We start from the raw sequence: 23,836 nt of genomic DNA, 5'->3' as shown, positions 1-23,836 counted from the left end.
AGACGGTCATGAGACTCTCCCGCCACAACGTCGTCCAATTGCTGCTGGCCACCGCGACCGTGCTGCTGGCATCGGTACTGGTGTTCCTGTACATCAAGTCAACCTCCGACCAGACCAGCCGCTATACCGAGTCCCGTGACCTGATCCGCCAGATGCAGCAGCTCAATGCGCAGTGGGACAGTGAAGTGCTCAAGGCCAGAATCGCCCTGACCCACAACTACGATCCCCTGGTGACGCCACTGACGCAGATCACCCGACTCTGGGAGGAACTGCGCCACCACGAGTCATACCACGCGCCTAAAGACCTGCCCGGCTGGCAAGCCAGCCTGGACGCCGGCGAGGCGGCGATCCAGGACAAAGCGCGGCGGATCGACCAGTTCAAATCCCATAACGCGGTGCTGCGCAACTCCCTGGCGTTCCTGCCGACCGCCGAAGACGATATCCAGGCTGCGTTCTCCCGGCTCGACGACGAGGGCCGGCTGCCCCTGCAAAACGTGGCCACCGACACCTATGACCTGTTGCTCAGCAGCATGGAATTCGCCCAGGTCGCCAGTGACGACCGCGCGGCCGAGATCCTGCTGGGCCTGAACCTGCTGGCCGTGAACAAAGAACGCTTGCCGGCTGACTTCCATCTGCCGGTGGACATTCTCAGCAACCACATTGCGCTGATCCTGCGCGAACAGCCGCTGGTCAACACCCTGCTGGAACAGATCGCCGCAGTTCCGGTGGCCGAGCGCCTGGACGAGCTGACCACCCACCTCAATCAGGATCAGCAGGCCTCCGACCTGATCGAGCAGAAGTATCACAACTACTTACTGGTGTTCTCCACCCTGCTGGTGGCGTTGCTGCTGTACCTGGCCATTCGGCTGCTGCGCAGTTTCGCCGAGATCAACCGGGTCAATCGCGCCCTGCACACCGCCAACGCGAGCCTGGAACAGCGCGTGGAAAAACGCACCCGCCAGCTCAAGGATGCGCAAAGCGAACTGCTCGACAGCGCACGCCAGGCCGGCATGGCGGAGATCGCGACCAACGTGTTGCACAACGTGGGCAACGTGCTCAACAGCGTGAACATCTCCGCCGAACTGGTCGCGCGCAAGCTGCGCACCAGCAAAGCATCGGGGCTGGGCAAGGCCATGCAGTTGATCAACGAACACCCTGATGACCTGGGCACTTACCTGCGCGAAGACGAAAAAGGCAAACTGCTGCCCGGCTACCTCAACCAATTGGTGGAAGCCATCGCCGTCGAGCAACAGGGCATGAGCGATGAGTTGGCGCAATTGAGCAAAAGCGTCGACCACATCAAGGACATCGTCTCCACCCAGCAATCCTACGCCGGGGTTTCCAGCGTGCTGGAGCCCTTGCAGGTCAGTGCCCTGATGGACGACGCGCTGCGCATGAATTCCGGCGCACTGAATCGCCATCATGTGACGGTGGTCAAGGAATATGCCCAGGTGCCTGAGATCATGGCCGACAAACACCGGCTGCTGCTGATCATGGTCAACCTGATCAGCAACGCCAAGTACGCCATGTCCAACCTGAGCGACAGGCCTCGGCAGATTACGTTGTCGATCACGACCGTGGAGGACAGCATCCTGCAAATCAGCGTCAAAGACGAAGGTGAAGGCATCCCCGCCGAAAACATGACGCGGATCTTCACCCACGGCTTCACCACGCGCAAGGAAGGCCATGGCTTCGGCCTGCACAGCTGTGCCCTGGCAGCCATTGAAATGAATGGAAGGCTGACCGCCCATAGCGACGGCCCGGGCAAGGGTGCGCTGTTCACTTTGCAAATCCCCCTCAACGATGCAGCAGGCCCCGCATGAACCAACCACCGAACCGGCGGATTCTGCTGATCGATGACACGCCCTCGATTCACGAAGATTTCCGCAAGATCCTCAAGCCGCCCCTGGAACAGAACCAGGCCCTGGACGCTATGGAAGCCACGCTGTTCGGCGCCAGCGACAAACCGCAAGGCCCGCTGTTCGAGCTGGACTCTGCCTACGGTGGCCAGGAAGGTTTACAACTGCTCGAGGCCGCCATGGCCGCGCAACGGCCCTACGCCCTGGCCTTTGTCGACATGCGCATGCCCCAGGGTTGGGACGGCGCGCAAACCATCGAAGAACTGTGGAAGGTCGACCCGAACCTGCAGGTGGTGGTGTGTACCGCGTACTCGGATTATTCCTGGGAAGAGCTGCTGTTTCGCCTGCACGCCCATGACCGGCTGCTGATCCTGAAAAAGCCGTTTGACAACATCGAAGTCCAGCAAATGGCCAACACCCTGACTGCCAAATGGGACATGGCCCGGCGCGCGTCCTTGCAAACCAGCCAGCTGGAACTGTTGGTGGAACAACGTACCCAAGCGCTGACCCACGCCAGCCAGGCCCTGCAACTGGAGATCGACGAGCGCAAGCAGTTGGAAAGCCAACTGGTGCAATCGGAAAAACTGGCGTCCCTGGGGCAACTGGCTGCGGGCGTGGCGCACGAGATCAACAACCCGGTGGGGTTCATTTCCTCCAACCTCGGCACCCTCGAGGGCTATTTCACGCAGTTGCAGCAGATGCTCGATGCCTACCGCCAGGCTGAAACCGCGATCGGCGATGATCAGTTCCAAGCCCTGCGCCATCGCCTGGACCTGGACTTTCTCAGGGAAGATATTCCGACGCTGATTCGCGAATCCAAGGAAGGCATCGGCCGTGTGGCGCAAATCGTCAAGGACTTGAAAGACTTTTCGCGGGTGGACACCGACCAGACCTGGCAGTGGGCCAACCTGCAACAAGGCATCGATTCGACCCTGAACATCGTCGCCAGCGAGCTCAAGTACAAAGCCGACGTGATCAAGCACTATGCGCCCTTGCCGGAAATCGAATGCCTGGCCTCGCAGCTCAACCAGGTGGTGATGAATTTGGTGATCAACGCAGCGCAAGCCATCGGGCCGGAGCGCGGCACCATTACCATCAGCAACGGCGTGGAAGGCGAGAGCATCTGGCTGGAAGTCGCGGACAACGGCTGCGGAATTGCCCCGGACGCCCTGCAGAATATCTTCGACCCGTTCTTCACCACCAAGCCAGTGGGCGAAGGCACGGGGTTGGGGCTGTCACTCTCCTACGGCATCGTCAAGAAACACCATGGTGAAATCTCCGTCAGCAGCGAGTTGGGCAAAGGCACCACGTTTCGGGTGGTGCTGCCCATTCGCCAAACAGCGGTGTAGGCCCGTTCGAAAAAGCATCACGCAACGGTCGGATCAACTCCCGAACTTTCCATCGAGTTCGAATAGGACCCGATACGACCTCATGCGCAATGCGCAACTCTCTCGACTTCTTTGTAAATCTGGGCGCCTTTGGCAATTTCCGCCGTGCGCAGATCATAGGCGGTCTGCAGGTTCAGCCAGAACTGTGCAGATGTTTCCAACGCGACTGCCAGGCGTAATGCAACGTCCGCACTGATGCTCCGACGCATCAACACAATGTCATTCACCGTAGGGGCGCAAACATGCAGCGCCCTTGCGAGAGCGGCTGCGGTCAGGCCCAGCGGTTCCAGGTACTCTTCCTTGAGTATTTCCCCAGGGTGTACAGGCCGCATACCATTCTTAAACATGATTCACCTCAGTGGTAATCCACAATTTCAACATTTTCAGGGCCGTGAGGCCCCCAAATGAAACAGACCCGGAATTGACCATTGATTCGGATACTGTGTTGTCCCTCCCTGTCACCGTATAACGGTTCCAGCCGATTCCCGGGCGGTGAACGCAAGTCAGCGAGGTCAACCGCTGCATCCAGCATGCTCAGCTTTCGTTCCACCACGGAAACGACAGCGGACCAGCGTAGGATTCGACCGGTTTCAAACAGGTTTTGGGTTTCGGCGCATTTAAAGCTTCTTATCCTCGCTTAATGCTTAACGTTATTCATTAAGGACCAGCTCTACATGGGCTGTCGATGTATTCAACCGACAGTTGAATAGGCCCTGAGGGATGGCGACGAGCGGTCAGTGCCGCAGTCAAAAAAGCCGCTCCAGACACTGGAACGGCCTTAGAGGTAAGGCCTGAACGCCTCACGCCAACTGTCTATATCGGGCCAGTCCGCCGTGTCTATGCGACCCAAGCGAATGCACCTACAGGTTGTTCAGGGTTTCCTTACTGGCGCAGAATGCCGCACCGACCAGAAGAGTCCGACCCCAAGGTAACCGTATGAGCCTGTCCTTGCTAAGCCGTTACGCGGTGTTTGCCGTGTGCGTCATTTTCACCCTCGCCAGCCTGCCTTTCATCGAACATGAATGGTTATGGCCCATTACCCTGGTCACCGGCCTCCTCAGCCTGCTCGGCCTCTTCGACTTGCTGCAAAGCCCCCACGCGATACGCCGCAACTACCCGATCCTGGGCAATATCCGTTACCTGGTCGAAGGCATTCGCCCGGAGATCCGCCAGTACCTGCTCGAGTCCGACAGCGACGCCCTGCCCTTCTCCCGTGCGCAACGCTCATTGGTCTACTCGCGCGCCAAGAACGAAACCGCCGACAAACCCTTCGGCACTTTGATCGACGTGTACCAGTCGGGCTTCGAATTCATCAGCCACTCCATGCGCCCCGCTCCGCTGACTGACCCGAACTCGTTTCGCGTGATGGTCGGCGGCCCGCAATGCAAGCGGCCGTACTCGGCCTCGGTCTTCAATATCTCGGCCATGAGCTTCGGCTCTCTGAGCGCCAACGCGATCCGCGCGCTCAACCAGGGCGCCAAGCTGGGCAACTTCGCCCATGATACCGGCGAAGGCAGCATCAGCCCTTACCACCGCGAAAACGGCGGTGACCTGACCTGGGAGCTGGGCAGCGGCTACTTCGGCTGCCGCACCCGCGATGGCCGTTTCGACCCGGAGCGCTTCGCCGAGCAGGCGCAGAACCCGCAAGTGCGCATGATCGAAATCAAAATGAGCCAAGGCGCCAAGCCTGGCCATGGCGGCATCCTGCCCAAGCACAAGGTCACCCAGGAAATCGCCGATACACGCGGCATTCTGATGGGCGAAGATTGCGTCTCGCCATCGCGCCACAGTGCGTTTTCCACGCCGATCGAGCTGATGCACTTCATCGCCCAATTGCGCGAGCTGTCCGGCGGTAAACCGGTGGGCTTCAAGTTCTGCCTGGGCCATCCATGGGAATTCATGGGCATCGCCAAGGCCATGCTCGAAACCGGCATCCTCCCCGACTTTATCGTGGTCGACGGCAAGGAAGGCGGCACCGGCGCCGCGCCCGTGGAGTTCACCGACCACATCGGCGTGCCGCTGCGCGACGGCCTGCTGTTCGTCCACAACACCCTGGTGGGCTTGAACCTGCGCGACAAGATCAAACTCGGCGCCAGCGGCAAGATCGTCAGCGCCTTCGACATCGCCAGCGTCCTGGCCATCGGCGCCGACTGGGCCAACTCGGCGCGCGGCTTCATGTTCGCCATCGGCTGCATCCAGTCGCAAAGCTGCCACACCAACAAATGCCCGACCGGCGTCGCCACCCAGGACCCCCTGCGCCAACGCGCCCTGGTCGTGCCGGACAAGGCCCAGCGCGTGTTCAACTTCCACCGCAACACCCTCAAGGCCCTGGCCGAGATGCTCGCGGCAGCGGGCCTGGAGCACCCGTCGCAACTGTCGGCCAAGCACTTGGTGCGACGTATGTCAGCCACCGAGATCAAGCTGTTCTCGCAGCTGCATGTGTTCCTCAAGCCCGGGGAATTGCTGACCGGGGGAGTAAACGGCGAGTTTTATTCGCGCATGTGGCAGATGGCGCGGGCGGATAGTTTTGAGCCGCATGAGGTGGTGGCTGCGTAGTCCAAACGGCGCCTGGAGCTCAGGCGCCCCTTAACGAACCCTCCCGTCGGCAGATATATCTTTCATCACGACAACTGCAGTCTTGTCCTGAAGATACACACTGTAAAAGCGGTTCTCGATCAGACGTTCTCCCTGCTGCTGTCGGCCCCACCAATCAAAGCTCTGAGTAGGTGGGAACGGTACTATTACTCCCGAACGGCTCAGTAACTCTGGCTGGAGCAGGACATGAACGTTAAGCACATACCTCAAAGCAGGCATTATCTTCATTGCGCCCTCAGCGCCACCATACCAATCGTTGCTGAAGTTATTGACCATCTGAACGTGCTCGATACCCGATAGTCGCTCGTTGGTTATCAACTCATAAGACAGGTAGTGAACGACACTGTTTTCCAGTTCCTTCTGTAACGTTAATACACGCCCATAGGCATAAGAAAAAGCCAGCATTGCCAGTAACGGCAGCAGCAATAGCAGTCCCCATTTCTCCCCGCCCAGCACCAGCACGTTTCGGGACAAATAAAACACCAGTACCAGAAATGTCGACATCCCCATCATCAACCTGGCATTGCTGTCAAAAAACCTGAAAACCAGTGCCAAGCCCGGTATCGCAAGAAACGCCACTGCAAGGGCAATAAGGCAGATCAGGCTCAACATAAGCCTTTGGAAAAACGTGTTATCGCTTTTGAAAATGCGATAAAGGCTCAAGCAAAAGCCGCACGCCGCGAGCGCGAGCACCAGAGCTATTAACCAACGGTTTCCGTCGTGAACCAACAATGCAATGTGCTGCACGCACGTCAGCAGGTCATTGCTCAAAAGCCGTAACCAGTCGCCGTCAAGGACGCGCAAAGCCTTTCGTTCCGCAACCGTGAACTGATAGGCCGTCAGCACATAAATCAGAACCCCCAAGGTCAACTTCAAACATTGATCGAGCAATAACAGCAAACTGCGACGTAACGATAGGTTCCTGTCCACTTCCCGAATCAATTCAACACAACACAATCCGATGTATACGTTGATGACCATTTGATAAAAACCCAACCCCAACGCCATTAACAGCCCCGCCACGGCCTGTCGCAAAATCATTGAGCGATGACGAAACGTAATTGCATAAATAGCAGCCGCCACCCCAAAAGCCGTTGTCGGGCCATCATAGTGATAGGAAAGGTTTTGCAGGAAAAAAGGGCTGTACCACAGTGGTAATACCACCAGGCAAGTTGCGGCTGTAGATCGTTGGAATAAGTGCATAACCAACGTGTCAAGCGCACAAACAAACAACACCATCGCCAACACTAACGGCAATGGAAAAACATCCGGCGTGCCGCTGCTAAAAGAAAGCCCTTGATAGAAAAGCTCGACCCACAGCCGACCACTCTCTTGCCAGGTCATACCACTCTCTTGCCAGGTTACACCACTCTCTTGCCAGGTCATCCCGCCAGATAGTGCTCGCAAGTTGTCATCAAGGTAGAGGTGGTCAGCGAGGATCAGTGGCCAGGCGAACAAAAAGACAGCTACGCCAAACAATATCAACCGGTGGCATCTTGAGAGCGGCCTCAGCCAGAAATCAGTCATCGTCTACCTCACTGCGTTCATTCAAACCCCACGCATGCCTGTCTTTTTTTAGAACGATATTCCGGATCACATACCTCGGCCGATGCTTGGCCTCCATATAAATCCGCCCCACATACTCGCCCAATATCCCGATCCCGATCAGTTGCACCCCACCCAAAAACAAGATCGCCGTCATCAACGATGGATACCCCGGCACCGCATTGCCAAACAACACCTTGTCCACCACCAGATACCCGGCATACACCAGCGCCAACAGCGAAATACCGCCGCCGACATAGCTCCACAACCGCAGCGGCAAGGTGCTGAACGAGGTGATGCCATCCAGTGCCAGGTTCCACAGTTTCCAGGCGTTGAACTTGCTCTGGCCGACAGCACGGGGTGCGCGGTCGTACTCGACGATGGCTACGTTAAAACCGGCCCAGGACAACACGCCTTTCATGAACAATTGCTGCTCGGGCAAGGCCTTGATCACGTCCACTACCTTGCGGTCCATCAGCCGGAAGTCGCCGACGTTTTCTTCGATGTGGGTGTAGGAAATTCGATTGAGCAGGTGATAGAACAGCGACGCACTGCGGCGTTTGAAGTAGCCGTCACTGGTGCGATCCCGGCGTTTGGCCAGCACCACGTCGGCGCCTTTTTGCCATTCGGCCAGCAGTTGCGGGATGACCTCGACCGGGTCTTGCAGGTCGACATCCATCGGGATCACCGCATCTCCCGTGGCATATTCAAGCCCGGCGAACAGCGCCGCTTCTTTGCCGAAGTTACGCGAGAAGTTGATCAGCACCACATGGCTATCGGCCAAGGCGAGCGCCTGGGCATACTCGGCGGTGCAGTCGGAACTGCCATCGTTGATAAACACAATCTCGACCGTGTGCTCGTGCAATGAGGCCTCTTGCCGCACTCTGCGGTAAAACACGCCGACCGCCTGCTCCTCGTTATACACAGGCACCACCAGCGAGACCCTCATTGCCCACGCTCGCGAAACACCACGCACCGGGACAGCAAAAACCCGCACACCAGGCTAATCAGCGAAAACACCATCACGGTGATGATCCCCGGCGCCTGCCAACGATCCGCCAGCCACCCCACGCCCAGGCTCACACTGCCCATGCACGCCATGAACAGCGCGTAACGCGGCAGCGAGGGGGGCGTGGAAAAGGTGTAGATCGCGTTGACATAAAACGAAAAGGACGCCGCCACGCAAAACGCGAGGACATTACTCACGGCCTGGCTGAGGTCCAGCGCGGCACGGAACACAAAAAACAGCTGCCAATGGATCACCGTGTTGGCGATGCCGATCACCGTGTAGCTGGAGAACCCCTTCCACAGTCTGGTCATACCGTTGCCCCGTTGCGACTGGCTCCAGCAAGCCACGGCGCCCGAGCTCCGTCTACTGTCAGAATTAACAGGTAGCGCCGCCGCGCCATTGAGACATTCAGTAATACCCAGCCTTTGCAATTGCTTATAAATACCGCCAACCTGCGCCCGCCCGACGTGCGGCGCAAGACATCTGCCGCGCTCGTCTGTCATTACTAAACCCTTCGTACAAGAGCCCGCTGCCATGCTGAACGGACGCGACCCACGCATCGATTTTTTTCGGGGCCTGGCGTTGATCTTCATTTTCTGGGATCACGTCCCCCACAATCCCCTCGGCCAGATCACCCTGCGCAACGTCGGTTTCAGCGATGCGGCGGAGGTCTTTGTGTTCCTCGCCGGTTACGCCGCCGTGCTGGCCTACGGCAAGATCCTGCAACGCGACGGCTACTGGGTTGCCGCGCTGAAAATCCTGCGGCGCGCCTGGGTGCTGTACGTGGTGCATATCTTTTTGCTGGCGATGCTGATGGGCATCGTGTTCTTCGCCAACAGCCATGTGGAAACCCGCGATCTGGTCGAAGAGATGGGCCTGACGCATTTCGTCACCCAGCCGCAGCAGGCGCTCACCGATGAATTGCTGCTGCGCTTCAAGCCCAACCTGATGGACCCGCTGCCGCTGTACATCGTGTTGCTCGGCGGTTTGCCGCTGGTGTTGCCGTTGCTGCTGCGCCAGACCTGGGCGGTGGTGGGCGTGTCGCTGGGCGTGTACCTACTGGCGCCGTGGATGGGCTGGAACCTGCGGGCGATCGCCGATGGCGTGTGGTACTTCAACCCCGTCACCTGGCAGTTGCTGTTTGTGCTCGGCGGCGCGGCGGCGATTCATGCCCGCCGCCCGCGCCCGGCAGAAACCCGCGCACTGCTGCGTCAGCCGCTGTTTGTCGCGGCTGCGGCCTACTCGCTGCTGGCGGCGATCATCACGCTCGCCTGGCGCTGGCCCGAGGTGCATGACGCGCTGATGCCCGCGTGGCTCAGCGACCTGCTGTACCCCATCAGCAAAACCGACCTGTCGCCGGTGCGCCTGGTGCACTTCCTCGCGTTGGCCTATGTCACCGCCAAACTCTTGCCCCATGCCGGCTGGACCCGCCATTGGCTGGCGCAACAAAGTTGCCGCATGGGCCGCTATTCCCTGGAGGTGTTCTGCCTCGGCGTACTGCTGGCGCCGCTGGCGGACATGCTCAATGCCCTGGCCGGGGATGCGTTGGCCATGCAGTTGTTCAGCGCGTTGGCAGGCGTGGCGTTGATGGGCTTTCTGGCGACCTGGCTGGAATTCAACAAGCGTCTGGACAGTTCCTTGCAAGACCGTCGCTCAGTGCCCACGTCGTCATTAAATAGTTAGCCCCGGCAGTTTTCGCGGCGATGCTTCCATGCCCTTCCACTTATCGTGAAAGGTCATGGCACATGTCCACTTATCAACTGCTCAACGGTTTGTCAGGGAACCTGCAGTCCAGCAGTTCCTGGTCACGCCAACAAGCCCTTGAGCAGATCCAGCACAACGTCATTCAAGCCATGAGCAGCTTGAACCCAGCGCAAACCGCCCGCTACGTCAGCTTGCAACGCGAGGCACTGAAAGCCCTGGCGGCTCTGGAAGCCGCCCAGCAAGCGCTGACCGGCGACTTCAAGACCCAAGGCCTTGCGCAACTGCGGGAAAAAATCGGCGGGCGCGATCCCGAGCAGTACACCCTTTTCACCCGGTTCAAGGAAAAACGCGAGCGGGGCTTTCCCTGGGACCCGCCGGACCCGCATGCCCCGATCGGCTATGTGCCTATTCCCAAGGGCGCCAGTCGTGCGCGACGAGCCGAGTACGACTTTCACTACATTCACCACCTCAAGCACATGTCGCTGTGGGAGGCGGCGTGCCTCAACTACGGCTTCACCCACGCCATCCCCGGCGACTCGGGTTTCAGCCTGGTGGAAGCCAGCTATATCGTGGGGCCGAACAACGACCGCAGCCTGAGCGCAGTCACCTTCATCGAAGCCGCCCGCGCATTGGACCTGGGCGCACAGTTGCGCAACAAGGCCCGCACCGCGATGGCGCCGGGCGGACCGTTGCGCCCGTTATTCGACGCGTCGGCCAAGGCCAGCCTGAGCTTCGACGCGATCGAAGCCTACCGCAACCGCGCCACCACCGGCGTCACCCTGGACCTCTACACGCGGTTGAACGCCGCCATCGACGGCACCGGCCCGCAGTTGCTGTTCGACACCCTGAACCTGAGCTCCGGCATCACCCCGCTGATCTCGGTGCCCTTCGTTGCCTGGGATAGCGGCATCCCGGTGCCCTTGCTGCTGATCCGCGTGGCCAGCCTTGGCGTGTTGTCCTACTTCCCCTTTCGTCCCGGCGGGGCGTTGCAATACCACAACGACGCCCAGGCCGCGCAACGCGCGTTTCGCACACAACTGCTGGACAGCCACGCCAAGAACGACTTGGGCTGGTTCTCCCGGCAATTGCCCTTGATCGGGCTGTCGCTGTTCAAATCACTCATCAACAAAGAGCAACCGCCCCAAGGCGCCAGTTGGCTGGGCAGGCAGGTGTACGAAGGTTTTCACCTGGCCTTTCCGCCAACAACCCTGAACAACATCCGCTTTCGCACCGACATCAAATCCGCTCGCGAAACCACCCTGGTGCAGGCCTGTGCCTATCGGCAGATCCAACGTTTCCAGGCCGACCTGGACACCCTGGCGCAAACCCGTTCGGAAAAAGACTGGCAAGCCCTCAAGGACGCGGCGGCGGCGATTGCCGGCGAGGTACTGCAACTGCTGCTCACCCCGCTGCCCGGCGGCGTCACCGGCATGAACCGGGTCATGCAACTGACGGTCATGGGCAGCCTGACCTACAGCGCCGCCCAGGGCGTGAATGAGCTGGTCAAGGGCGAGGCCAGCGGGTTTGCCTCGGCCCTGGCCGATGTCACAGACCTCGCGGTCAGCGGCAAATTGATCTCAACCGCCGGAAGAGCCCATCGCCGGCGCATGCATGCGTACCTGGAAAAACTCGGCAACCCGCACAAGATCACGCGCGCCGATGGCAGCCATGGGCTCTGGAAAGCCGACGCCCAACCCTATGCCCACGCCAACCAACGCCTGGTCAACGGCGTCACGCCCAACGCCGTGGGCATTTACACAGACCAGGAGCAGCTCTACGCCAAACTGCGCCAGGGCGAGAAGGACGTGCTGGTCGAAGTCAAATTCGACGACGTGAACAAACGCTACGTACTCACGCACGGCAAGGACGGCTACACCCCGGCGATTACCTTCGACCCGGCGCTCCAGGCCTGGACCTTCGATTTGCACAACGCCCATCTCCTGTCCAACCACGCGCTGCTGCAACGCATGCTGCCCAACGGTGCCTCGACGATCGCGCCGGCCGCCCTTGAACACATGCTGCTCAGCACCGCCACCACCCGCGACACGCTGGACCGCGTGTGGCGCGCCCAGCCTGCACCGTTGAACCTGATCGAAGGGGCCAGGCGCCTGCAGGTCGACCAAGTCATCCAGCAAATCATCGAGCGGTTCCCCCAGCCTGGCCAACTGCCGGCGCATACCGACAGCACGGTCTTCTGCCTGCTGACCCAACTGAGTGGCTGGCCGACCGACACCCTGTTGCATATCCACAATCCAGACGGCACGCGGATCGAGACCTACGGTAAAACCGAGCAACCACCACCGCGGCCCCATGCGATCAACCTCAAGCGTCGCGAGGACGGCAGCTACCTAAACCTCAACGACCCAGGCAGCGGCCCCGAAGGTGACGAGCACCTGCTTGAACTGATCATTCGCCAACAACCGCGCGACTCGACCCTGGGTAAAGAGCACCAGCCCAACGCCTCCGAGGACGCGCGCATCAGCAGCGTGCGCCAACAGGTGAGCGCATTGGCAAGCATCGAGCGACACGCGCTGTTTTCAGCATTGTTCGATTACTGGGGCTATGAAAAAGGCGAACTCGCCGCCGCACCGGCGGCCAGGCGGTTTCTGCCGGTCAAGGTGTCACCCGCACTGATCACCGTCACGCCCTTGCTGAAAAAACTGCGCGACCTGAACCCGCCCCTGACCGCCGCCAACCTGGAGCGGTTGCTTGCCGAACACCCGCTGACGCAACGTCAGCAAGCGGCGTTCCTGACGGGAGGCACCCTGCCGGTGGCGTTTGTTGAAATGCTCGATCACCACCGCACCGCGCTGCGCATCGACGCGGTGATCGACAGCCTGTACAACCCCCGCGACTTCAACGCCGACACCGATCTCTGGGCCAGGGAGTTTGCCGGCGCGCTGATACGCGACACCCTTAAGCGGCCCTTCGTGGTCACGGATGTCGCCCGCGGCGAAACCTTCGTGCCCAGTGGTCCGGACGACCTCACCGTGAACCTGCGTTTGCACCCCGGTGGCCGCTACCAGGCCTACGACATCCGCAACGACGGCGAAATCCCCGTGTCGCCGGCTCATGACAGCTTCTATCTGGCCATCGCCTCGGTGCTCCACCCCCACGAACATCAACAGTTGGGCATGCGCAGCGCGACCGACGCCAAGGGCCTGCGCAAAACCCTGGGCGATAACATGAGCGCCCGGCGCAGCCCCGAAGGTTTCGTCAGCCTGGTCAATGGCTCGCTGTCGCCCTACGAACACAACCTGATGCTGTCACCGCACCTCACCCCCAGGGCCGACGGTATCTACACGATTGAGGGCAACGAGTACCTGCCACTGTCCGGCAGCCTGTACCGGGTCGCCTACGATAAAAAGATGTTCAAGTGGCGGCTCAAACACCCGAAAAAGATCGGCGTCGACACCCCGCTCCTGGAACACAACGGCCAGGGTGCCTGGCGACTGGCCAGCGAGGACCCGATGACCTGGGACACACACCAACTGTTCCACCGCCTGGGCCATAAGGACTACGCATTTACCCGCGAACAGGCCCAGCAAATCCTCGCCCTGACCGATACCCCCGACCACGTGCTGCGCCAGGTACACCGCGCCGGCCATCCGGCACCGCCGTTGCTGGCCGACACCTGCAAACGCTTCAAGATCGAACAACAGATCCGACGCTTCATCGAAGCGCTGCGGGTAGACCCCAATACCCAGAATGCCGATCCAGACCTGCAATTGCTGGTGATCTCCGGGTTGCCGGAGTGGCCGAACAGCCACAGGCTGCAAATCATCGGCCCGCACAATGAAGTGCGCTATCAACACCCCGCCACCGAGGGACCGAATGTTGAAACGATCCGCGTGAGCGAACTGCACTACAAGGAGGCCCGGCTGCTGAACGAACTCACACGCAACGACGCACTGATCAGCGCCTTGCTGGGAGAGTTGCCCACCTCCACTGAAGAACGCTTGTTCAAACTGGTGAAAAAAGTCATCGAGTTTGCCGAGCAAGAAACCGACAAACTGTTCGATTCACAGTACAGAAGGAGCGAACGCAGAAGCCCTAACGCCGTGCACGAACGCTTCAAGGCCAAACACGCCGACTTACCTAACAGCACGGTCGAAGGCATCTTGAGCCATGCAACCCCCCGCGAGCTCAAGCAACTGCACGAACATGGTCAAGTCAGTCTGCGCCTCACCGAAAAGGCCCGCTTCACCGCCAATGAAGTCCGCCTCAATCGTGCTTTCGAAGGCTTGTATCTGGACAGCATGATCAACCCGGACAGTGACAAGATCATCTTGCACCTGCTCGACGCCGTGCCCGGCTGGCCCACTGACATTCGGGTTGAGATACGCGACAGTTACTTCAACGGCCCCCACATCGAAGCCGCCGGCAACCAGGCCGGAACGCGCCGAAACGTGCTGGTCAAGCAACACCGCATCTACCACGCCTACACCCCTCAGGGGACGGCACTCGCCGCACCCGTCGGCGCTGGCAGCCGATTGCTGGCGGCCATCGTCCAGACCTTGAGCCCTACCGAACGCACCTCGCTGGGGATCACCGATGAGTTCGACCTCTCACCCCTGCAAGAGCAGATCGCCAACCTGGCGCTGTCCCGCCGGGTCGAAATCAAAAGCCTGCTTGACCTGCCTCACTTGCAACCCTGGCTACAACCCGCCATGGGGCTGGATCGCTCGTTCCTGGTGTATCCCGTTTGGAGCTGGCTGTGGCCGTTCGGGGGGAACCGCACGCCCGACCTGATGAACAGGGTCCAGACGCTTTATCCAAGGTTTGACAATGACAACGCCCGCGCCTTCATCCAACAGCTCAACCTGGACGCGCCCGCCGCGCTGCTCGAGCTTGACCGGCGCCAGGCCGAATTCCGCTTCATGGACATTGAACTGACCCGCTGGAGCGACACCCCACGCCCCATCGACGCCCCCCAGACCGACCCGTTAGGCATGCATCTGGGGCAACGCCGCCACATCGCTAACCAACTGCGCAGGGCGTGGCGACGGGATGAGTCGACGTTGCATTATGTGGCGGGCTTGTTTGACGTCCACTCACTGACGTTGCGACTGGACGACAACGACCTGCCCACAGACGCCTTTGGTACGGGGTTCACCGGGTTCGAGCACATCGAGCACTTGAGCATCGCCGGGAACACCTTCCCCGCCGCAGGCCACGCGTTCCTCGCCCTCTTCCCCAACGTGCGCGCCTTGCACATCGACTGCGAGCTGACCGAACTGCCCGCCGCCATCACCGACATGACGCAACTGACCGACCTGAACCTGCAATTCAACAGGCTTCGCTTAACCGAAGCGTCGGCCGGGCGACTCGCCAACATGGTCAATCTGCGCAGTCTTAATCTGAATGGCAACCCCCTGGGCATCACCCCGGACCTTACCCGGATGGTCCAACTCACAAGCGTGAGGCTAAGGGGCACCGATCTCCATGAATGGCCGATAGGCGCCGCAGAGCACGGCAATCTGAACACGCTGTATTTGCAAGAAAACCAGATCAGCAGCATTCCCGAACAAGTCTTTACTCACATCAGGGCGCGCCTGCGCAACCGCCGTATCTATCTGCATGACAACCCGCTGTCCGCGCAAGCCCTGGAGCGCCTGGAGCAATACCGCACCGAAAGCGGCATTGTCATGGCCCGAGCCGTGCCAGGCATCACTCACGCGCCCGCGACAGAACGTCACGTCACGCCCTGGCTGCGCGCCCTCGACAGCGCTCAACACGCGCCGGCGAAACAACTGTGGGACGCGCTATCAAGCCAGGAAGGCGCCCGGCCAGATGACGCCTTCAGAGTGTTGGCAGACCTGGCCAAATCGTTGGATTACCGGCAGGGCGGTGCAACACGTACAACACTGACGCGTCGTGTCTGGCGGTTGCTCAACGGCCTGGGTGACTCCACCGAGCTGCGCGAAAAAGTCTTCCTCAACACCAGTGCCGCCGGCACCTGCGGCGACGGGGCGATGCTGCTGTTCAGCAACATGGAGCTCCTGCACCGGGTGCATCAGACCCTCGCTCGGTACAACAAGCAGCAGATCGACCGCGAACTGCTCGGCCTGGCCAAACAGGTGTATTACCTGGAGCAGCTCGATCAGTTCGCCGACGATCACACCCTCCGCTTGACCGCACAAGGGCGTTCGCCGGACCCCGCCGAAATCACCCTGTTCTATCGCGTGACGTTACGCGAGGAATTCAACCTGCCGGTCCAGGCGGACCAAATGTTGTATTCAGTGGAGGGGTACGGCGTGGTCGACAATGATGTCCAACAGGCTCGTCAAATGCTGCGTGGGCTGAAGGATTCCCCTGGGCTGGCGAACGCGTACCGAACCCGCGACTTCTGGCTCGACTACCTGGAACGACGCTTTCCAGCGCCCTTCTTAACGATCAAGGAAGTGACCCGCAACAAGGTCGGGCGCTTGCAAAAGGAGCTGCCGGACAAACACTCCGATGAACACCTCGACCGGCTGCAAGCGCTGATCGACACGCAGACCGCCGAGCGCAACCGCCTCATCGGCCAGTTGACGGACGCGGCCCTGCACGCGTTGCACCGCGATTGAGGGCATCAAGGCGGCCTGTGCGCGACAGGCCGCCTTGAACAAGCGTTACGCCGAGCGCGCGACGCCTTGGGCAACCTGGGTCGGTTGCAATTTGAACACGTAGAACAGCACGGTCAGCAGCACCAGAAACACCGGGCCTACATACAGCGCGATGCGGGTGTCCGGGAAGTACGCCATCAAGCCCACCACCAGCACCAGGAAGGCCAAGGCCAGGTAGGAACTGACTGGGTACAGCCACATGCGGTACTTGAGGCCCGCCTGTTCCGCCGGGCTCAGGCTCTTACGGAACTTGAGCTGCGCCAGCAGGATCATCACCCAGGTCCAGATCGCGCCGAAGGTGGCAATCGAGGTGACCCACACGAAGACTTTCTCCGGCACCAGGTAGTTGAGCAGCACGCCCAGCAGCAACGCCGCGATCGACAGCAGCAGCGCATTGCGCGGCACACCGTTGCGCGAGGTGGAGCCGAAGGTCGCCGGGGCCTGGCCGTTCTGCGCGAGGCTGTAGAGCATGCGCCCGGTGCTGAAGATGCCGCCGTTGCAGGAAGACAATGCGGCGGTAATCACCACGAAGTTGATGATACCGGCGGCGGTCTTGATGCCCAGGCGCTCGAAGGTCATCACGAACGGGCTGCCCTGGGTGCCGATTTCATTCCATGGGTAGATCGACAGAATCACGAACAAGGCGCCGACGTAGAACAGCAGGATGCGCCAGAACACCGAGCCGATGGCATTCGGGATGGTCTTCTGCGGGTTCTTCGCTTCACCGGCGGTAAGGCCGATCATTTCCACACCCAGGTAGGCGAACATCACCATTTGCAGGGACATCAACACGCCCTGCACACCATTGGGCATGAAGCCGCCGTGGGCCCACAGGTTGGAAATCCCCAGCGCTACGCCGTCATTGCCGAAGCCGAACGCGATGACGCCGACGCCGCCGATCACCATGGCGATGATGGTGACGATCTTGATCAGGGCGAACCAGAACTCGAACTCACCGAACGCCTTGACCGCGATCAGGTTGATCGTGCCCATGCTGAGCAAGGCCGCCAGGGCCCAGATCCAGCGCGGCACATCGGGGAACCAGACGCCCATGTACACGGCCACGGCGGTGATCTCCGCCACACAGGTCACCAGCCACAGGAACCAATAGTTCCAGCCGGTCAGGAAGCCCGCCAACGGGCCGAGGTAATCCTGGGCATAGCGGCTGAACGAGCCGGCGACGGGGTTGTGGACCGCCATTTCGCCCAGCGCGCGCATGATCACCAGGATCGCCAGGCCGCCGATGATGTAAGAGAGCATGATCGCCGGGCCGGCCATTTCAATGGCCTTGGCCGAGCCAAGGAACAGGCCGACACCGATACAGGCGCCGAGGGCCATCAGGCGAATATGCCGTTCGCCCAGTTCACGTTTCAGCGGGCCGCCCTGAGCGGTCTCGCCATGAGGCAGGTGGTTGCCAACTGGCATAGGGGTACAACCTCGTCTTGTTATTGGATTAATCCACCGAGTACTCGACGTCACGGCAGGTCCGCCACGACGCCTCTCACCGAGCTCGCCTCATGGGCCAACCCGTCTGGCCGGGGCCAGTTCAGCGGGGGTGCAGTATAAAAAGCTCAACCCAGGGTTTTTCACTCAATAAACAGCAAGATTCAGCGAGAAGTCGCGGTAAAAGCGCCTTTTTGTGGAGAGGCATTACCTGGATAGCGTAGGGATTTTCTCGTTTTGACGCGCGCCGAGTATTGCACAGCTTTGGTGCAGCGTCATGCCCCTACCTAGGCCGCATATACCCACCCGAAGGCTCTGTCTCAACACTTTCAGCCCATCAGGCAGACAACGCGGAAGCCGGCCACGGTCGAACGGGAAGCATCGCCATACCAGCGCCCGGGAGGCCCCGTCACCATGGGCCGCTTCGATTGCCAGCACGGCAATCCCAGCGAAAGGATCTCCCCATGCCGACCACCCTCGATGTCCTGGAGCAAGGCCGGGCGCAACGCCTGGCCGCCGATGGCCAATTGATCAGCGCGTTGTTCAATCACTTGAAATCCGGCGACTCCACCACGGTGCAAGTACCCGAGCACTCCTCCCTCGGCTGCTGGTTGCAGTTGTACCGCCGCGCACTCAGCCGCCCGCACTTGCGGGCCTGGGCCATGCGCCTGCCGGTGGACCTGGCCGGCCTGGACGAGCAGCCCGATGCCGCGCCGCTGGAACTGCCGGCGCAGCTGGTGCTGAATTTCTACGGGTATCCCTACCCCGAACATCGCGGCCAGCGCAGGGTGATCAGCCAGGCGCTCGATCAATCGAACAGCTTCGTCGACCCCAAGGCGCGCCTGGATGACCGGTTGAAGCGGTTGAATCAGGACCAGCAGCAGATCGCCGACCAACTGCAAGCCCTGCTCGACGATGACGATTTCAGCCTGTTTTCCTCCTACAAAACCTATTTCAAACTCGACTCCGGTTCGTTCTGGGCCACCGCCCAGCAAATCGGCGCCGCGTTACTCGACGCCATCACCCGCAGCCCGCCGTTCCTGGCGCTGGACGCGGTCGACGGCCTGCAACCCGGCGCGTATGCGTTCGATCCCGCCACACGTCGGCTCAGCGGCAAGAAAGCCTGGGGCACGCTGGTGGAGATCGGCATCGAACAGCTGTTGGCGCTGCCCCTGGACGGCCAGCTCGAACAACTGGTCGAAGTCGCCGAACAGCTTGGCAGCTTTGTCCACCAGAGCGGCCAGTTCAGCCTTGCCGAACTGCTGCGCTGCCACGACCTGCCGGTGCCCAACACGCCCGACGAAGCCCGCGCGCTGATCGACACGCTGCGCCGGTCGACGCCGTTGAGCCCGTTGCCGGTCAGCGACCTGGCCGACTCCGATCTCGCTCTGATGCAACACCAGCAGTGGCTGGCCCGGGATCATGACCGCGACGTCATGGCCGAGTGCTTGAAAGCCCTGATCCAAGACCAACCCAGCGACCGCACGATCGACACCGCCAGCGTGACGCTGACGCCCGCGCCGGACTCCGCTGCGCTGCACCATCCCGCCGTCCCCCCGAGCCCCGCCTGCGGCCCCTTCACCCTCAAACAACTGCTGCAAACGCATGACTTTGACCCGCCGGGCACCGTCGGCGAAGCCCAAGACACCCTGCAAGCCCTGGAGATGAACCGGCCCCGACGCCCCGAATTCGACGATTACCATGGGCTGTTGAGCGCCACGGCCCAGTCGCCGGTGCGACTGCTGAGCGAGCAGCGGCAAACGATTACCGAGACGGCGAATAACGGCCTGCCCGCCGGCCATCCACGCCTGCTCGACCGCTTGTGCGGCACACGGCTGAGCGGCCTGCACGCCGACGCGATCCGCAGTCAGGCCGATCATCTGCTCAAACAAGTGCTGCGCCTGGGTCCGGCGCGTCAACTTGGCCAACGCCTGGTGACGGCACTGCGCTGGTACGGCCAGCACCCGGACGAAACCGCCAGCCAGACCAGCCTTGACCTGCTGGTGCTAAGCGCAGTGATCCTCGACCTCGACCCTGCGGCCGGCGAAGAGGGCGCCCCCGTCGCCGGTTTCGACCTGAGCGCCCACGCGGGCAAGCCCCATGGCGAAGTGCGCCAAGCGCTGGAACTGCACTTGGTACGCACCTGCAAGGTCTCCACCCGCGCAGCCCCCCTCGCCGCCCACGTGTTGCTGGCCGGCGCCGCACCGGAGTTTCTGGTGCACGGGCTGCCCGAGACCTTGCGCTTTGGCAGCTCGATCGCCTGGATGAGCTTCAAACAAGGGGTCTTGATGGCGCAGGCCATGGCGCCCGGATCACCGCGTCACCTGACCTACAACGACATGATCGCCCTGGCGTCCCTCCCCACCACGACCGGCCAGCAACAACAGTGGCGCGAATACATCGCCACCCGCACCTTGCTCGACTGGGCCATCGCCGTGGGCGAACTGCCCGAACGCGAAAATGCCCCCTACCTGACGCACGAAATCGACGCGCTGAAGCTGCGCCTCACGCAACGTCTGCACGCACTGAAACAAGCCCTGATCACCTTTGCCGACACACCGCCGACCCGCCGCAGCATCGCCCTGGCCGACCTCAAACAGCTGTTCCCAGGCCAGACACTGCTGGAACAAGCCTGCCTGTGGCGCCCGGTCCCACCCCTCGCCGGCGGCAGCCTGCGCTTTCCGATGCACCATCACGAGCGCCAGAACTACAGCCTGCACAGCCTGGTGGAACTGCACATGGACGGCCAACTGGGCGACAGCCGCTGGCACTCCACCGAACCCCAGCTGAACCTGGCGCAACTGCGTCCATCGTTCGCGCGCCTGGGCAACATCCAGCAGCGCTTCGACACGGCCTTCAGCGCCTATATCGAACGCATGAAGCAGGCCTACAGCACCACGATTGAAGACCTGCTGGCGCAACTGCCGCTGGCCGATCGAATCTACCTGCAACAGGCCGACCTGCAGTTGTTGGTGCTCAAACAAGAACCCGGCAAAGACCTTGCCCTGCTGAGCCCGGAGGAAGAGCTGGCGCGCAGCGCCCGAATGGGCGTGATCCTGCGCGGCACATCCGCCACGGCGGTGCATGAATACGAGTTGTTCCCGCTGTTGAACCGCGTACACAAGCGCAGTGGCGCGCCGTTGGCGTTCCGTGAGGGCGGCACCTTGATGTCGGTGATCACCGGCGCTCCCCACTCCACCCGCCCGGTCACCCAACTGCTGATGGGCGATGAGTTGCCGCTGGACTGGGACGCCTACGCCAGCGGGCGCCCGCCACGGCCGGGGCTGCGTTCCAAGGTGATTGTGCAGACGCTGTGCTCATTCAGCCCGACGCCCGCCAGCTCGCCGACGGCGGCGCTGACCTATGGTTCGGCGCTCAATCGCGCCATTGCCCAAGCCATCGTGCAGCAGCACTTCTTCCTCGAAGTGGATGCCTTGCACGCGCAAGCCCGGGGGACCACGCAGCGCGAGCAGATTCAACAACGCTGGGATCGGTTATGGGCACGCCTCAAAGCCCTCGTGCCGTTCTGGTCCTGCGCCGAAGACATCGGCTCTGGTAACACCCGTCGGGTCATCGAAGGCGGTTATGCCTGCTTTATCGACCTGTTGACGCTGCTGTTTCCCACCCAACGCTTTCTCAAAGCCTCGCTGGCGGTGCTGAAAAAAACCGTGCCGCTGCCCATCAAGCTCCTGCAATTGGGGCAGTTGAGCAGCAGCTTCCTCAATACCGTGCTGAACCCGCTGGATGGCCTTCCGGGCCTGTTCAGGCTGGCTCGCAGCGGGATGCTCCGGCTGAGCAGCGGGGCGCGGAAGATCCTCGACACGGCCATCGCGCAGGTCCAACACCACGCGGCCGACCTGCTCCTGTTGGACTACCCCAGGTTGCTGGCCGGTGCCGATATCGGCAGCGGCACGGTCTTGCGCGACAGCGACCTGCTGCGCATCAACGCGATGCTGCGCAAAAACCACTGGTACCCCTGCCACCCCTTCACGCGCAAACCCTACGGGCCGCCGAGCCACACCTTTCGCCTGGACAGCGCCCTTGGCGTGGCGCCGATGCAGAGCGCCCACGGGCATCCGGTGCTGGTCGCCGAACGGCTGTTCGCCACCCAACCGCTGCTCATTCCACGTTCCGACGCCACCGACCTGCTCGACCACGCCAACCTGTTGCGCCTGGAGCATCGTGCGCCCACCCACCTGGACGACCTGACCTCTGCCGCCTACTTCAAGGTCGCCGAAGGCTTCGACAGCCTGTGCGGCCCTGCGCGAAACAAACGCAGCCCGATCCCGCTGATTTGCTTCACCAAAAAACTCGCAGCGTTCAACGCCTCGATCCTGCAACGCCGGGCCCAGGCTATCGAACACATTCGTTTGATCCCCGCGCCCGCCGTCGGTGCAGACACCCGCAAGCTGGTCCACAACCGCCGGCCGTACGCCGCAACGCCCCAGGGCAGCACCTTCGAATTGACCCCGGTGGCCAGCACCACACCGTTGTCGTACAAGCCCCAGGTCACCGGGCGGCTCATTGACAGCGAGCCGCAGTTTGGCCTGCCCAATAATCAATTGGACAACCAACTCAGCCGCGACACACGTGTGGTCGAACTGACGGGGCTGACGGAGGGCACGGATGACCGCCGGACCCTGCGCGCCATGGTGATCGATCTGAGCCCCGGCGGGGGCACGCGCATTGTTGTGGAGGCCGACGCCGGGGCCTTTTACGAAGCGATCCCCACCGCCCCCGCGCCGGCGCTGCTGTTCAACCGCCTGGACTTCAGCCAGGGCGCAGAGCCCGAACAACTGATCCGCGCCTTCAGCAAATGCAAGCTCGACTATTTGAACGCCGCTGGGTTTGTGCATAACCGCCCGTTGGTCACCCTGCCCACCCTGGAGGTGCTGAGCCAGCAATTGGCCGCGCGCGGCTTCGGTGCCGCAAAACTCCAGCGCCTGATCGAGCAGTCCAGAGGCCTGCGGGTCATCAAGCAGCGCGAGTTGTTGCTCAACGCCAGCGATCAGGGGCAACGCCTGGGCATGAGTGTGGCCGTGGCCCCCTTGAAGCTCGAGAGCTGGCCGCCCTACGCTGCCCAGCCAGGCCAAACCGTCAATCAGTACCTGGCCACCAAGGCCCATGCCAGCACCGTGGCACTGGTCAAAAGCACCGGCATCGGCCCGGCCAACGTCGTGGGTACGGGTATCGCCGAGCTGGAGCGGCTGTCCATCGCCGAGCCCTTGGTGATGTGGCAGTACAGCCGGGCGGGCCAGCCCAACTACACCGAAGTGATCCTCAAGACCGGTGCGGGCAATTGCGACCAGATGGCCCACGTGGCGTGCGAGCTGATCACATTCAACGGCGGCGCCGCGCGCATCTGGGGCACCAGCCCGCCCGCCCACGCGTTTGTGGTGGTGGGTATAGCGCCCGCGACGCTGGGTTCGACCCTGGATTTCGGCGAGGCGGGCTGGAGGGGCCTGTGGATATGCGACCCCTGGGCGGCCATCGTCTGCCCGGCAAGCGACTACATGCGCCAGCTCAACGTCAGAATGCACACCTGGTACCTGGAGGACATTTCGGTATTTTTCAACGACCGTGGCACCTACCGCTGGGGCCAGGCCAATGACCGCGACTGGCTGACCCTGCTGCGCACCGCGCTGAAACGTCCGCAACCGTGAGCTGACACATTTCGTCACCAAC

General features: G+C 61.5%; 12 protein-coding genes. 6 read left to right on the top strand and 6 right to left on the bottom strand.

Features of this window, described 5'->3' with window-relative positions; translation table 11 throughout:
- Nucleotides 1–8 precede the first annotated feature (8 nt).
- Complete coding sequence (locus ACS5Q8_RS05670; RefSeq protein ID WP_247403209.1) at nucleotides 9–1,823, top strand: DAHL domain-containing protein; 1,815 nt, start codon at nucleotides 9–11, stop codon at nucleotides 1,821–1,823.
- Nucleotides 1,820–3,208, top strand: a complete 1,389-nt coding sequence (locus tag ACS5Q8_RS05665) for an ATP-binding protein (RefSeq protein WP_276196685.1) — start codon at nucleotides 1,820–1,822, stop codon at nucleotides 3,206–3,208. The genes ACS5Q8_RS05670 and ACS5Q8_RS05665 overlap by 4 nt, the downstream gene beginning before the upstream one ends.
- 80 nt (nucleotides 3,209–3,288) lie before the next feature.
- Here the strand turns inward: ACS5Q8_RS05665 and ACS5Q8_RS05660 are convergent, their stop codons facing one another.
- A complete protein-coding gene (locus ACS5Q8_RS05660; RefSeq protein WP_426099622.1) occupies nucleotides 3,289–3,594 on the bottom strand; it encodes a HigA family addiction module antitoxin in 306 nt (101 codons plus the stop codon).
- 8 nt (nucleotides 3,595–3,602) lie between these two features.
- Entirely contained in the window at nucleotides 3,603–3,878 is a 276-nt protein-coding gene (locus ACS5Q8_RS05655) for a type II toxin-antitoxin system RelE/ParE family toxin (RefSeq protein ID WP_465160354.1), read from the bottom strand.
- Between the two features lie 305 nt (nucleotides 3,879–4,183).
- Here ACS5Q8_RS05655 and ACS5Q8_RS05650 point away from each other — a divergent pair, with 305 nt between their 5' ends.
- Nucleotides 4,184–5,803 (top strand): FMN-binding glutamate synthase family protein, encoded by a 1,620-nt coding sequence (locus ACS5Q8_RS05650; RefSeq protein ID WP_463855554.1) that lies wholly within the window; start codon nucleotides 4,184–4,186, stop codon nucleotides 5,801–5,803.
- Between the two features lie 30 nt (nucleotides 5,804–5,833).
- Here ACS5Q8_RS05650 and ACS5Q8_RS05645 read toward each other — a convergent pair whose 3' ends face one another.
- Genes ACS5Q8_RS05645 through ACS5Q8_RS05635 form a run of 3 tightly spaced genes read right to left on the bottom strand, consistent with a single transcriptional unit; the run spans nucleotide 5,834 to nucleotide 8,707 of the window.
- Nucleotides 5,834–7,369, bottom strand: a complete 1,536-nt coding sequence (locus ACS5Q8_RS05645; protein WP_465159912.1) for a glucosyltransferase domain-containing protein — start codon at nucleotides 7,367–7,369, stop codon at nucleotides 5,834–5,836.
- Nucleotides 7,362–8,336 (bottom strand): glycosyltransferase family 2 protein, encoded by a 975-nt coding sequence (locus tag ACS5Q8_RS05640; RefSeq protein ID WP_465159911.1) that lies wholly within the window; start codon nucleotides 8,334–8,336, stop codon nucleotides 7,362–7,364. The genes ACS5Q8_RS05645 and ACS5Q8_RS05640 overlap by 8 nt, the downstream gene beginning before the upstream one ends.
- A complete protein-coding gene (locus tag ACS5Q8_RS05635; RefSeq protein WP_247407576.1) occupies nucleotides 8,333–8,707 on the bottom strand; it encodes a GtrA family protein in 375 nt (124 codons plus the stop codon). Before ACS5Q8_RS05635 ends, ACS5Q8_RS05640 begins: the two co-directional genes overlap by 4 nt.
- A 223-nt stretch (nucleotides 8,708–8,930) precedes the next feature.
- On the opposite strand from ACS5Q8_RS05635, the gene ACS5Q8_RS05630 reads away from it, so the two are divergent.
- On the top strand, nucleotides 8,931–10,079 hold the full coding sequence (locus ACS5Q8_RS05630; protein WP_465159910.1) for an OpgC family protein: 1,149 nt from the start codon (nucleotides 8,931–8,933) through the stop codon (nucleotides 10,077–10,079).
- A 62-nt stretch (nucleotides 10,080–10,141) separates the two neighbouring features.
- On the top strand, nucleotides 10,142–16,669 hold the full coding sequence (locus tag ACS5Q8_RS05625) for an NEL-type E3 ubiquitin ligase domain-containing protein (RefSeq protein ID WP_465159909.1): 6,528 nt from the start codon (nucleotides 10,142–10,144) through the stop codon (nucleotides 16,667–16,669).
- Between the two features lie 45 nt (nucleotides 16,670–16,714).
- Here ACS5Q8_RS05625 and ACS5Q8_RS05620 read toward each other — a convergent pair whose 3' ends face one another.
- The gene (locus ACS5Q8_RS05620; RefSeq protein ID WP_276196677.1) at nucleotides 16,715–18,133 is read right to left on the bottom strand and encodes an amino acid permease; all 1,419 of its coding nucleotides are present in this window, start codon (nucleotides 18,131–18,133) and stop codon (nucleotides 16,715–16,717) included.
- Nucleotides 18,134–18,615: 482 nt separating this feature from the next.
- Between ACS5Q8_RS05620 and ACS5Q8_RS05615 the strand changes: the two genes are divergently transcribed.
- Nucleotides 18,616–23,814: a hypothetical protein gene (locus ACS5Q8_RS05615; RefSeq protein ID WP_465159908.1), complete on the top strand. Its 5,199-nt coding sequence runs from the start codon at nucleotides 18,616–18,618 to the stop codon at nucleotides 23,812–23,814.
- The last annotated feature ends 22 nt before the right edge of the window (nucleotides 23,815–23,836 follow it).

The sequence above is a fragment of the Pseudomonas sp. PAMC25584 genome (assembly GCF_058135675.1).
The sequence above is the reverse complement of the archived record's forward strand: the minus strand, read 5'-3'. Positions and strand labels throughout refer to the sequence as shown.